This window comes from Rhodanobacter sp. FW101-FHT13A11 (assembly GCF_058790335.1).
Window position 1 is genome coordinate 119,987 of sequence record NZ_JBYTCN010000003.1, and the last position, 12,037, is coordinate 132,023.

The 12,037-nt window shown below is 69.4% G+C and carries 14 protein-coding genes; 8 read left to right on the plus strand and 6 right to left on the minus strand.

Annotated elements, in window-relative coordinates; translation table 11 throughout:
* Positions 1-124 precede the first annotated feature (124 nt).
* On the plus strand, positions 125-469 hold the full coding sequence (locus tag AC3WRN_RS04940) for a histidine triad nucleotide-binding protein (RefSeq protein ID WP_492622137.1): 345 nt from the start codon (positions 125-127) through the stop codon (positions 467-469).
* A gap of 55 nt (positions 470-524) precedes the next feature.
* Here the strand turns inward: AC3WRN_RS04940 and AC3WRN_RS04945 are convergent, their stop codons facing one another.
* The 6 genes from AC3WRN_RS04945 to AC3WRN_RS04970 are packed head-to-tail and all read right to left on the minus strand — an operon-like array spanning position 525 to position 6,138.
* Positions 525-1,109, minus strand: coding sequence for a Slp family lipoprotein (locus AC3WRN_RS04945; RefSeq protein WP_492622138.1), 585 nt, complete (start codon positions 1,107-1,109; stop codon positions 525-527).
* 48 nt (positions 1,110-1,157) lie between these two features.
* Positions 1,158-3,143 carry a transglutaminase TgpA family protein gene (locus tag AC3WRN_RS04950; RefSeq protein ID WP_492622139.1) on the minus strand — a complete coding sequence of 662 codons (1,986 nt, stop codon included), beginning with the start codon at positions 3,141-3,143 and terminating at the stop codon, positions 1,158-1,160.
* Positions 3,140-4,093, minus strand: coding sequence for a DUF58 domain-containing protein (locus tag AC3WRN_RS04955; protein ID WP_492622140.1), 954 nt, complete (start codon positions 4,091-4,093; stop codon positions 3,140-3,142). Before AC3WRN_RS04955 ends, AC3WRN_RS04950 begins: the two co-directional genes overlap by 4 nt.
* A complete protein-coding gene (locus AC3WRN_RS04960) occupies positions 4,093-5,034 on the minus strand; it encodes an AAA family ATPase (RefSeq protein ID WP_068091104.1) in 942 nt (313 codons plus the stop codon). The genes AC3WRN_RS04955 and AC3WRN_RS04960 overlap by 1 nt, the downstream gene beginning before the upstream one ends.
* A 55-nt stretch (positions 5,035-5,089) precedes the next feature.
* The gene (locus tag AC3WRN_RS04965) at positions 5,090-5,686 is read right to left on the minus strand and encodes a Maf family protein (RefSeq protein ID WP_492622141.1); all 597 of its coding nucleotides are present in this window, start codon (positions 5,684-5,686) and stop codon (positions 5,090-5,092) included.
* Positions 5,683-6,138 carry a hypothetical protein gene (locus AC3WRN_RS04970; RefSeq protein ID WP_068091094.1) on the minus strand — a complete coding sequence of 152 codons (456 nt, stop codon included), beginning with the start codon at positions 6,136-6,138 and terminating at the stop codon, positions 5,683-5,685. The genes AC3WRN_RS04965 and AC3WRN_RS04970 overlap by 4 nt, the downstream gene beginning before the upstream one ends.
* A 185-nt stretch (positions 6,139-6,323) precedes the next feature.
* Here AC3WRN_RS04970 and AC3WRN_RS04975 point away from each other — a divergent pair, with 185 nt between their 5' ends.
* From AC3WRN_RS04975 to fabF, 7 genes are all read left to right on the plus strand, one after another.
* Positions 6,324-6,797 carry a YceD family protein gene (locus AC3WRN_RS04975; protein ID WP_492622142.1) on the plus strand — a complete coding sequence of 158 codons (474 nt, stop codon included), beginning with the start codon at positions 6,324-6,326 and terminating at the stop codon, positions 6,795-6,797.
* 69 nt (positions 6,798-6,866) lie between these two features.
* The gene (rpmF, locus tag AC3WRN_RS04980) at positions 6,867-7,061 is read left to right on the plus strand and encodes a 50S ribosomal protein L32 (protein ID WP_068091089.1); all 195 of its coding nucleotides are present in this window, start codon (positions 6,867-6,869) and stop codon (positions 7,059-7,061) included.
* 158 nt (positions 7,062-7,219) lie between these two features.
* The gene (locus AC3WRN_RS04985) at positions 7,220-8,194 is read left to right on the plus strand and encodes a beta-ketoacyl-ACP synthase III (protein WP_068091087.1); all 975 of its coding nucleotides are present in this window, start codon (positions 7,220-7,222) and stop codon (positions 8,192-8,194) included.
* A 128-nt stretch (positions 8,195-8,322) separates the two neighbouring features.
* Positions 8,323-9,270: an ACP S-malonyltransferase gene (fabD, locus tag AC3WRN_RS04990; RefSeq protein WP_492622143.1), complete on the plus strand. Its 948-nt coding sequence runs from the start codon at positions 8,323-8,325 to the stop codon at positions 9,268-9,270.
* Between the two features lie 98 nt (positions 9,271-9,368).
* Complete coding sequence (gene fabG / locus AC3WRN_RS04995; protein ID WP_492622144.1) at positions 9,369-10,121, plus strand: 3-oxoacyl-ACP reductase FabG; 753 nt, start codon at positions 9,369-9,371, stop codon at positions 10,119-10,121.
* 197 nt (positions 10,122-10,318) lie between these two features.
* Positions 10,319-10,558: an acyl carrier protein gene (acpP, locus tag AC3WRN_RS05000; protein ID WP_007513179.1), complete on the plus strand. Its 240-nt coding sequence runs from the start codon at positions 10,319-10,321 to the stop codon at positions 10,556-10,558.
* Positions 10,559-10,798: 240 nt separating this feature from the next.
* Positions 10,799-12,037 (plus strand): beta-ketoacyl-ACP synthase II, encoded by a 1,239-nt coding sequence (fabF, locus tag AC3WRN_RS05005; protein WP_068091081.1) that lies wholly within the window; start codon positions 10,799-10,801, stop codon positions 12,035-12,037.

Consider the following 12,037-nt stretch of genomic DNA (forward strand, 5'->3'; position numbering starts at 1 on the left):
GCAGACACGCAAGTGTCTGCTTCGCGGGAGCGAATACGGACATGTGCCGGACTCGCGACTGAATAAATCCACAGGATGTGGATTTATTCACAGGCTCTGAGCCATTACCTTCAGGAAACCGACCATGAGCGACACGATTTTCAGCAAGATTGTCCGCCGCGAGATTCCGGCCGACATCGTCTACGAGGACGACGAAGTGCTGGCGTTCCGCGACCTGAATCCGCAGGCGCCGGTGCACGTGTTGTTCATCCCGAAGAAGCCGCTGGCCACGCTCAACGATGCGACGGCGGGCGACGCCGCCTTGCTCGGCAGATTGCTGCTGGCCACGGCGGCGTACGCGAAGCAGGAGGGCTTTGCCGAGCAGGGTTATCGCACGGTGGTCAATTGCAACGAGGACGGCGGGCAGACCGTGTACCACCTGCACGTGCACCTGCTGGCCGGCCGGCGCATGCACTGGCCGCCGGGCTGAGTGCGGCGCCCCGTACACAAGAACGCCGGCGTGGAGCCGGCGTTCTTGTGTACGCTTATTTCTTCGGCGGGGGCGGCGGGGACGGCTGCACCACGATCACCCGGTGGGGGTAGTAGCCGTAGTACGGATAGCCGCCCCAGTACGGGCCGAAGCCCGGTCCCCAGAACGGGTCGTAGAAGCCCGGCGGGTAGTTGACGACGATCGGGCGCTTCGGCCACAGGTAGACCACGTCGGCCTCCACCCGCGGGTAGGCGTAGTCGAACTCGCCTACCTTCTGCGACACCGTGCCATGCAGCGTCCCGGTGACGGTCAGCTCGCGGCCGCGGACGAACACCTCAGGATCGTAGAAGCCGTCGCGGCAGGCGACGAAGCGGCCCTGGTTCTCGCCGGCGTTGCCGGCCTTCGGGCGCGCCTGGCTGTCCAGCGGGCGTGACAGCAGGTAGAAGCAGGTCTGCTGCGGACCCGGCTCGGTCTTGATGATCTCGCCGCCCCAGCGCACGCGGGTGCCGCCCGCGCCGCCTTGCTGGGCGCTGGCGGTGGAGACGTCGGCATAAGTGCCTTCCAGCGGTTTCGGCACCGTCGCGCATCCGGCCAGCAGGGCGATGGCGGCGGCGAGGGTCAGTGGGCGGTACAGGGACATGGGGATCTCTCCATACATGGGCGACGGCCTGCGCCGTCGTGTCGGCTCTTATTTGACCACGTTGACGATGCGGAAATCCCGCACGGCGCGCCGGAACGCGCGCAGTGGTTCAGTGGGCGGTTCGTCATGGGCATAGCGCAGTTCCAGGTAACTCCTCATCAGCCTCGTCAGTTCGTCGCGCTGGCCGGGCAATGCCCGGGCGGCGCGGCTCAGGTAATGCTGCGGGCCCTCGGCGGGGCGGCGCGCCATGCCCTTGCGGGCCAGCTTCCGCTCCAGCTCGTGCAGCGCGCCGCGCAGCGGATCGCGCGGCCGCCGCCGCCGAAGGGCCCACGCCAGCCCGAGCGCGATGAACAGCACGCTGCTGATCGCCAGCAGCACGCCCAGCGTCGCCGTGTCGGCGTCGCGGATGCCGAACGGCGTCAGCAGGCCGCGCTGGCGAAGCGCATCGAAACCGATAACGCCCTTGTCCCACCAGCGGTTGACGATGTCCCAGCGATTGCGCAGGCCCTGCAGCCAGTCGTTGCGGTACCAGGCCAACTGGTCGCCGGCGGCGGCCGCGGCGCCCAGCGAAACCCGCTCCGGGCGTACCGCGCCGGTGGGGTCGGCGCGCACCCAGCCGCGCCCGGCCAGCCACACCTCGCTCCAGGCGTGCGCGTCGGAATAACGCACCAGCAGGTAGCTGCCGAGCTTGTTCCAGTAGCCGCCCTGGTAGCCGGTGACCACCCGCGCCGGGATGCCGGCGGCGCGCATCAGCACGGTGAACGCCGACGAGTAGTGCTCGCAGAAGCCCTCGCGGGTGTCGAACAGGAAGTCGTCCACCGAGTCGCGGCCCAGCGGCGCCGGCGCCAGCGTGTAGCGGAAGCCGCCGTCGTGGAACAGGGCCAGCGCCGCCTGCACGATCGCCGCATCGTCGCTGCCGTAGCGCTGCCGCCATTGCGCGGCCAGGGCATGCGTGCGCGGATTGAAACCCTGCGGCAGGCGCAGGCCGAGCCGGCGCGAGCGGTCGTCCAGCGAGGGCTGCAACCGGTAGCGCAGGGCGGAACGCACGGAGTAGCTGAGCAGGTCGTTCACCGGCTTGTCGGCCATCACCTCGCGGTCGGTCTGCAGGGTGGCTCGGGCCGGCGCCTGCAGCGGCACGTCCAGCACGGGCAGCACGCGCTGGCGGGTGGGCTGCAGGCTGACCTGATACCGGATCGCATCGGCGGCCTCGACCGGCACCGGTTCCTGCGGGCCGGCGTGGCGGGGATCGAAGTAGCGCCAGGCGCGGCCGTCGAAGTTCCACATCACGTAGGCGCGGAAATAGCGCTGTTCGGCCGGCGGCGGTGCGCCGTCGAAGCTGACCCGCATGGCGGGATGGTCGTCGGTGAGCAGGTCGGTGAAGTTGCCCGGCGTCATGCTGTCGCTGAGGCCGGTGCGGGCCTGGTTCGGCGAAGGCGCGCCCCACAGCGGCGAACTCAGCCGCGGCACCAGCAGGAAGGCCAGCAGGGCCAGCGGCAACGCCGCCGCGGTCAGCGCCAGCGCCGGCAGCAGCGCGCGCGGCAGGCTGGCGGCCGGCAGTTGGCCCGGTTCCAGTGCGCGCAAGGTGGCCAGCGCGGGCAGCAGGCCCAGCGCAACCACCACGCTGGCGACCAGGCCCTGGTCGAACAGCAGCGCGGCCATCAGGGCGAAGCAGGCGAAGCTGATGCCGACGCGGACGTCGCGCGAAGTCTCGGTTTCCAGCAGTTTCAGCACCAGCAGGCCGACCGCCAGCGCCGTGCCCGGCTCGCGGCCGAAGATGCTGCCGTACTGCACGACCACCGCCAGCGTCAGCAGGGCGAGCAGCGGCAGCTTCAGCCAGCCCGGCACGTGGCCGGCGCGGTGCCGCCGCTGCCACCAGCGCCAGCCGAGAATCAGCGCAAGGGCCACGACCAGCCACCACGGCAGGTGCGGCGCATGGAGGCACAGCACCAGCGCCATGGTCAGGCCGAGCAGATCGAACGTGCGGGTGTCGATCGGCCGTTCCGGCGATTTTCCGCGCGGTGCCGCCGGCGTCACGGCAGTTGCGCCAGCGCGTTCATGCAGCGCGCATAGTGCAGCGGCCCGCTGCCGCTGGCGATCTCGTTGCCGGGCAGCCACAAGCTGTAGTGGCTGCGCCGGGCCTGTGCCTCGTTCACCCAGCGCGCCAGGCGGGCGATGCGGACCTCGTTGTCCAGCCCGCCGAGCTGGCGCCAGTCCAGTTGCCATTGCGGCTGGCTTTGCGGCTGCTCGAAATCCTTCACCAGCAGGTTGGCGTGGCGGGCGCTGGCCTTCCAGGCGATGTGCCGCTGCGGATCGCCGGCGCGGTAATCGCGCAGTGCGGCCAGTTCGTCGCCGCGGTGCAGGCGCATGTGGCTGGCGTCCTCGGCCGGCGCGCGGGGTGGCGGCCCGGCCACTTCCGGCCGCGGCCACACCAGCACCGACTGTTCCGGATGCAGCCAGCTCCATGCACGGAACAGCCCCAACGGCCAGCTGCTCCACACGCGCAGCCGTGGCAGCGCTTGCCAGCCGCGCTGCGCGGTAGGCAGCGCCAGCTTCACCTGGGCGGCGGCCTGGCCGTCGAGCGCGAAGGCGGTCGTGCTGTCGCCCAGGTCGATCCGGATGGCGTTGCGCGGCCGGCCGGAATCGAACGCCAGGGCGAGTTCGAGCGGCTGGCCGGCGACCGCGTGGCCGGCACGGATGTGGGCCAGGCGCAGGCCGTCGAGGCTGCGGAACGCCACCAGCATGCTGGCCGCGCTGGCCGCGCCGAGCAGGCAGGTGAGCAGCAGGCCGGCGTTGTTCGCGTAATTCAGCGCGCCGACCAGCATCACCAGCAGCAGCACGGAAAAGCCGAGGCCGAAGCCGGTCGGCACGATGTAGATGCGGCGCCGGTGCAGTTCGATCGGCGGGCTCTCGGGGCGACGGTAGCGGGTGAGCGCGGGCAGCCGGCGCTCGGCCCGTCGCAACAGGCGCTGCAGCAGGCCGCGCATCAATCCACCGCCACCTCGGCCAGCAGCAGCCGCGCCAGCGTGTCGCCGTTGGCGCCGCGCACCGGCAGCAGGCGATGCGCGGCCAGCGGCACGAACAGCGCCTGGATGTCTTCCGGCAGCACATGGCCGCGGCCGCTGAGCAGGGCCCAGGCGCGCGCGGCGCCGAGCAATGCCAGGCCGGCGCGCGGCGACAGGCCCACGCGGATGTCGGCATGCCGGCGGCTGGCGGCGAGCAGCGCCTGCAGGTAGTCGAGCAGGGCGCTGCTGGCGGTGATCGCCTGCGCTTGCCGCTGCAGCGCGAGCAGGGCGCTGCCATCGAGTTGCGGGACGAGCTGGGCCAGCAGGTCGCGCCGGTCCGAGCCGGTGAGCAGGGCGCGTTCGGCGGCGGCGTCCGGGTAGTCCAGCGACAGCCGCAGCATGAAGCGGTCGAGCTGCGAGTCGGGCAGCGGGAAGGTGCCGTTGAGATCCAGCGGGTTCTGCGTGGCGACCACGAAGAACGGCTGCGCCAGCGCATGGGTCTGGCCGTCCACGGTAACCTGGCTCTCGGCCATCGCTTCCAGCAGCGCGCTCTGCGTCTTCGGGCTGGCGCGGTTGATCTCGTCGGCCAGCAGCAGCCCGGTGAAGATCGGGCCGGGGTGGAAGCGGAACTGGCCGGTCTCGCGTTCGTACACGCTGACGCCGATGATGTCCGACGGCAGCAGGTCGCTGGTGAACTGCACGCGCTGGAACTCCAGCGCGAAGGTGGCGGCCAGCGCATGCGCCAGGGTGGTCTTGCCCACGCCGGGCACGTCTTCCAGCAGCAGGTGGCCGCCGGCGATCAGGCAGGTGAAGGCGAGCTTCACCTGGCGCGGTTTGCCCAGCAGCACGCGGTTGACCTGGGCCATCGCGGCTTCCAGTCGCTGCTGCAGAGGGGCGTCGTGGGGCTGGGTCAACGCTGACATGGGGATCCGGTCGTTCGATGGCGGATGGCAGGGAGAGCAGCAGTGTAGCCGCCGCTCAGGGCAGCTCGATGCCTGCCTCGCGCAGCAGCCGCGCCAGCGCGATCAGCGGCAGGCCGATCAGCGCGCTGGGGTCGCGGTTGTCGATCGCCTCGAACAGGCTGATGCCGAGGCCTTCGCACTTGAAGCTGCCGGCGCAGTCCAGCGGCTGTTCGCGTTCCACGTAACGGTCGATTTCCGCCGCATCCAGCTCGCGGAAGCGTACCCGGGTGTGGTCGACGTGGGTGTACCGGCGGCCATCGCGGCTGTCGAGCAGGCACAGCGCGGTGTGGAAGTGCACGTCGCGGCCGGAGCTGGCGGCGAGCTGGGCGCGGGCACGCTCGGTGCTGCCGGGCTTGTCGAGAACCAGCCCGTCGATCTCGGCGACCTGGTCGGAGCCGATCACCAGCGCGTTCCGATATTCCCGTGCGACCGCCTCGGCCTTGGCGATCGCCAGGCGCAGGGCGCGTGCCGCGGGCGCCTCGCCCGGCCATGGGGTTTCGTCGGTGCCGGGCGCGGCCTGCGCGAAGTCCGCGAGCAGCCGGTGCAGCAGTTCGGCGCGGTAGCGCGAGGTCGATCCCAGCACGATGCGGGGTGCGGGTGGGTTCGCCGTCATGTGTCCGAGTCGCGCCGGATATGCTCGCGCATCGCGCTGTTCAGGTCGGTCTGGGCCTGGCTGAGCGCCTGCAGCAGCGGTTGCAGGCGATCGCGGGTGCCGCGCATCGACGCGGCGGCGGCGTCCAGCTCGTGCTGGCTGGCGTGCGGCGAGCGGTCGCGGATCCACAGGCGCTGCTGCAGCAGCGCGCGCAGGCCGGCGTCGATCGCATGCTGCGCATCCTGTTCACTGGCGGCGGGCAGGTCGGGATTGAGCGACATCACCGCGTGTGCCTGCTGCAGGCCGCTGCGGCAGGTCTTGAGATCGGTTTCCAGCCGGTCGGCCAGGTCGAGCAGGGTCCTGAGGCTGCCGCTGCGCCGGGCCTGGCGTCGCCGCCACACCAGGCTGCCGCCGGCCAGGGCAATCAGCAGCACCAGCAACACGGCGGTGCCGAGCGTCAGGTAAAGGTCCAAGGGCGATGGCTCGGGCGGGAAGGAAATCCAGTCTGCCGCATCGGGGGCGGATCAGGCAAAATCGGACGTCCTGCAGGGCCGACTCCCGGCGCGCGGGTGTCTCGCCAGTTGACTTCAGGTGCAGCCGAACTTAACATTCCGCGATTATGTCCGTGACACTGCCAGAGTCCGTGGACGCTTGGCGCATGGTCTCGGCGCGGCGTTCGTTCGAGGGAACGCTGCCCATCGCGGCCTTGTCTCGCCTGAGCGAGGTGTTGGCGAGTACCGATGGCGAGTTGCAGTTCGAACTGGATTTCGGGCGCGACGAGCTGGGGATCAGCTACGTCGACGTGCGGGTTCGGGCGTCGTTGCCGCTGATTTGCCAGCGTACGCTGGAGCCGTTCGTGCTGCCGGTCGCGGTGGATACCCGGCTCGGCCTGATCAGGCAGGAGCGCGACGAGGCCGGCCTGCCGCCGGATTGCGAACCGCTGCTGGTGGCCGAGGATGGCCGGTTGAATCCGGCGGACGTGATGGAAGACGAATTGCTGTTGGCGCTGCCGCTGGTTCCGGTCAACCCGGACGCCAGCCTGCCCGACGAAGTAACAGGCCAAGACCCGGATCCTGCCGGCGATGGGCGTTCGGAGAATCCGTTCGCGGTGTTGCGCGAACTGAAGAAGTAACCACCGACCCGGGTCGTCCGATCCGGGTCATGTCGCAACAGATCATCAAGTTTCAGCTGGAGAACTACCATGGCAGTTGCCAAGAGCCGCCGTACCCCGTCCACCCGCGGCATGCGTCGTGCGCACGACGCGTTGAAGACCGTGCAGCTGTCCACCGATCCGACCAGTGGCGAAGTGCACCTGCGCCACCACGTCACCAAGGACGGCTACTATCGCGGCAAGAAAGTGGTCGAGACCAAGGGCGCGGTGTCGGTCGAGGACTGATCGTCCTCGCGGAACCCCCGGGTTCCCCGATGCGATCATGCGAGACGGCGCGGCGACGCGCCGTTTTGCGTTGATGGATGCTGCAAATGCCGCATCGGGCGGTTGCGCTGGCGCCGTTCGCGGCGTTCAATCCCCATTTACGTTTGACGGACAGCCGAATGGCCCAGATCTACTCCCGCATCATCGCCACCGGCAGCGCGCTGCCGGAGCGCGTGGTAACCAACGCCGACCTGGAAAAGATCGTCGACACCAGTGACGAGTGGATCCGCACCCGCACCGGCATCCGCCAGCGGCACATCGCCGCCGACGGCGAGACCACCGGCGACCTGGCCCTCCGCGCCGCGCAGCAGGCGCTGGAGGCAGCCGGCGTCAAGGCGTCCGAACTCGACCTGATCGTGCTCGGCACGACCACGCCGGACATCATCTTCCCGTCCACCGCCTGCCTGGTGCAGCACCGCCTCGGCGCGAACGGCTGCGCCGCGTTCGACGTCAACGCGGCCTGCTCGGGCTTCGTCTACGCGCTTGGCGTGGCCGACAAGTTCATCAGGAGCGGGCAGTCGAAGAAGGTGCTGGTGATCGGCGCCGAGACGCTGACCCGGATGGTCGACTGGAGCGAGCGCGAAACCTGCGTGCTGTTCGGCGACGGCGCCGGCGCGGTGGTGCTGGAAGCCTCCAGCGAGCCGGGCATCTACGCCACCTGCCTGCATGCCGACGGCGGCTACAAGGAACTGCTGTACAACCCGGTCGGCGTCTCGGTCGGCTTCAGCGACGAGCCGAACCACGGCGTGCGCATCCGCATGGCCGGTCGCGAGGTGTTCAAGGTCGCGGTGAAGACGCTCGACTCGCTGGTCGGCGAGACCCTGCAGGCGGCCGGCATGGACGAGTCGCAGGTGGATTGGCTGATCCCGCACCAGGCCAACCTGCGCATCATCGAGGCCACCGCGAAGCGGCTGAACATGTCGATGGAGCGGGTCATCGTGACGGTCGACAAGCATGCCAACACCTCGTCCGGTTCGGTGCCGCTGGCGCTGGACTACGCGGTGCGCTCGGGCAAGGTGCAGCGCGGCCAGAACCTGCTGCTGGAGGCCTTCGGCGGCGGCTTCACCTGGGCTTCGGCACTGCTGCGTTACTGATCAGCGGTCGCGCCTGCATGATGCCGCCCGCCCGGGCGGCGCCACCGCAGGGACCATGCAAATACAGCTGCGTATGGGCGGCGATGCTGGCACCATGGCGGTTTTCGTCGACCGGGATCCGCGTATCCATGAGTTCCACTTCCGCTTCGCTCGCTTTCGTTTTCCCCGGCCAGGGCTCGCAGTCGGTCGGCATGCTGGCCGAACTGGCCGCGGCGCACGCCGAGGTGCAGGCCGCGTTCGACGAGGCTTCGCAGGGCGCCGGAGTCGACCTGTGGGCGCTCAGCCAGCAGGGACCGGAGGAACAGCTCAACCGCACCGAACACACCCAGCCGGCGCTGCTGGCCGCCAGCGTGGCGGTATGGCGGGTATGGCAGAAGCTGGGCGGCGCCCGGCCGGCGCAGTTGTCCGGCCACAGCCTCGGCGAGTACAGCGCGCTGGTCTGCGCCGGCGCCCTGTCGCTGCACGACGCGGCGGCGCTGGTGGCCGAGCGCGGCCGGTTGATGCAGGCGGCGGTGCCGGCCGGCGTGGGCGCGATGGCGGCGATCCTCGGCGGTGACGACGTACAGACCGCGCAAGTGTGCGAGGAAGTGGCGCAAGGGCAGGTGGTGGCGCCGGCCAACTTCAATTCGCCGGGGCAGCTGGTGATCGCCGGCAACGCCGAGGCGGTCGATCGCGCCCTGGCCCGGCTGGCCGAGCTGGGCGTGAAGAAGGCGATCAAGCTGGCCGTGTCGGTGCCCTCGCACTGCATGCTGATGCGCGGAGCCGCCGACCGGCTGGGCGAGCGCATGGCCGCGTTGAGCTGGCAGCTGCCGTCGATCCCGGTGATCCAGAACGCCGAGGCGAAGAGCTATGCCACGCTCGAGGAGATCCGCGGCGCCCTGCAGCGCCAGCTGTACCTGCCGGTGCGCTGGACCGAATGCGTGCAGGCGCTGGCCGCCGGCGGCGCCACGCGCATCGCCGAATGCGGCCCGGGCAAGGTGCTGGCCGGCCTGGTCAAGCGCATCGACAAGAGCGTCGAGGCGCGCGCGATCGGCACCCCCGCCGAATTCGACGCCGCCCGCGCGGAGTGGGGCTAGGCAGCGACGGCTTTTGTGAAGAGTGCAGCCAAGGATGGCTGCTTCTTGATCCTCGCGATCATGGACGATCGCATTAACGAACAGCACGAGAAGACGACATGACCCTCCCACTGCAAGGTGAAATCGCGCTGGTCACCGGTGCCAGTCGCGGCATCGGCGCGGCGATCGCGGACGAGCTGGCGGCGATGGGCGCCACCGTGATCGGTACGGCCACCAGCGAGAGCGGCGCGGCCGCGATCGGCGATCGGCTGGCCGCGCACGGCGGCCACGGCGGCCACGGCCGCGTGCTGAACGTCACCGACGGCGCCGCGGTCGAGGGCCTGGTCGACGCGATCGCGAAGGAATCCGGCGCGATCTCGATCCTGGTCAACAACGCCGGCATCACCCGCGACCAGTTGCTGCTGCGCATGAAGGACGAGGACTGGCAGGCGATCATCGACACCAACCTCACCTCGGTCTACCGCACTTCCAAGGCGGTGTTGCGCGGCATGATGAAGGCGCGCAAGGGCCGCATCATCTCGATCGCCTCGGTGATCGGACTCACCGGCAACCCGGGCCAGTCCAACTACGCCGCGGCCAAGGCCGGCATCATCGCGTTCTCCAAGTCGCTGGCGCGCGAGATCGGCAGCCGCGGCATCACCGTCAACGTGGTGGCACCGGGCTTCATCGACACCGACATGACCCGCGCGCTGCCGCAGGAATCGAAGCAGGCGCTGCTCGGCCAGATCGCGCTGGGCCGGCTGGGCGAGGCGGCGGACATCGCCCGGGCGGTGGGCTTCCTGGCTTCGCCGGCGGCGGCCTACATCACCGGGGAAACCCTGCACGTCAACGGCGGCATGTACATGCCGTAGGACAGGTGGACGCAGTTGTCGCCAGCGGCCCCGTTTTAGGCGACAATTGCACTTTCGCGCCGGTCATGGGGGACAGCGTGCCTTCGTCATCGGCCAATCGTGGCGGCCTCGCGGTTTAGCCACTACAATGCGCCGGCCTTTCGCGGGCCTCGCGCCGGCACAGACAAATCAATTACTCCTTGAGAGGTATGGGCAACATGAGCACCATCGAAGAGCGCGTCAAGAAAATCGTCGTCGAGCAGTTGGGCGTGAAGGAAGATGAAGTCACGGCGAACGCTTCGTTCGTGGACGATCTGGGCGCAGATTCGCTGGACACGGTGGAACTGGTGATGGCGCTCGAGGAAGAGTTCGAGACCGAGATTCCCGACGAGGACGCCGAGAAGATCACCACCGTGCAGCAGGCCGTCGATTACATCAAGGCCCACTCCAAGGATTGATCGCCACGGAATTGATCGCCGCCGGCCGGGCCGGCCTGCTTCGCGCGGGTCGATCCATCCACGCGGCGGCACCGAACGCTGCGCCATCTTGGCGCAGTTTTCGTTTCTGCAATTTGTAACGTCCGATCCCGTATGGTGGGCGGCCCGCCCGCCGGACACGAACGGGCTGCGTTCCCCGCTCTCCGCGCGGGACGGCTGCCGGCGACGGCAGATCCACGCAATCACGTAAGGAACATCAGCATGAGCAAGCGACGTGTGGTAGTGACCGGCATGGGCATCATCTCGCCGGTCGGCAACGACATCGCCAGCGCCTGGGAACGTGTCCTCAAGGGCGTCAGCGGGATCGGTCCGGTCACCCATTTCGACACTTCCGCTTATTCCACGCGCATCGCCGGCCAGGTCAGCGGCTTCGATCCGGCCGAATGGATGCCGGCGAAGGACGTCAAGAAGATGGACCCGTTCATCCACTACGGCGTGGCGGCGGGCACCCAGGCCTTGCGCGATTCCGGGCTGGAAGTGACCGAGGCGAACGCGCCGCGCATCGGCGTGGCGGTCGGTGCCGGCATCGGCGGCCTGTACACGATCGAGGCGACCACGCTGGAACTCGCCGCGAAGGGGCCGCGCCGGGTCTCGCCGTTCTACGTGCCCAGCTCGATCATCAACATGGTCTCGGGTCAGCTGTCGATCATGTTCGGGCTGAAGGGGCCGAACATCGCCTGCGTGACGGCGTGCACCACCGGCGCGCACAACATCGGCCTGGCCGCACGGATGATCCAGTACGGCGACGCCGACGCGATGATCGCCGGCGGCGCCGAGTTCGCCACCACCGGCACCGCGATGGCCGGCTTCTGCTCGGCCAAGGCCATGTCCACCCGCAACGACGAGCCGACCAGGGCCAGCCGTCCGTGGGACAAGGACCGCGACGGCTTCGTGTTGTCCGACGGCGCCGGCGTGCTGGTACTGGAAGAGTACGAACATGCCAAGGCGCGCGGCGCGCGCATTTATGCCGAGCTGGTCGGCTTCGGCATGAGCGGCGACGCGTTCCACATGACCGCACCCAGCGAGGGCGGCGAAGGCGCTGCACGCTGCATGCAGACCGCGCTGAACGACGCCGGCCTCAACCCCGCCGACGTGCACTACGTCAACGCGCACGGCACCTCCACGCCGCTGGGCGACCTGGGCGAGGTGATGGCGGCGAAGAAGGTGTTCGGCGACCACGCCTACAAGCTGGCGATGAGCTCGACCAAGTCCACCACCGGCCACCTGCTTGGCGCGGCCGGCGGCGTCGAGGCGATCTTCAGCATCCTGGCGCTGCGCGACCAGGTGATGCCGCCGACGATCAACCTGGACGAACCGGGCGAAGGCTGCGACCTCGATTTCGTGGCGCACACCGCGCGCGAGGCGAAGCTCGACGTGGCGATCTCCAACTCGTTCGGTTTCGGCGGCACCAACGGCACGCTGGCTTTCCGCCGCGTCTGA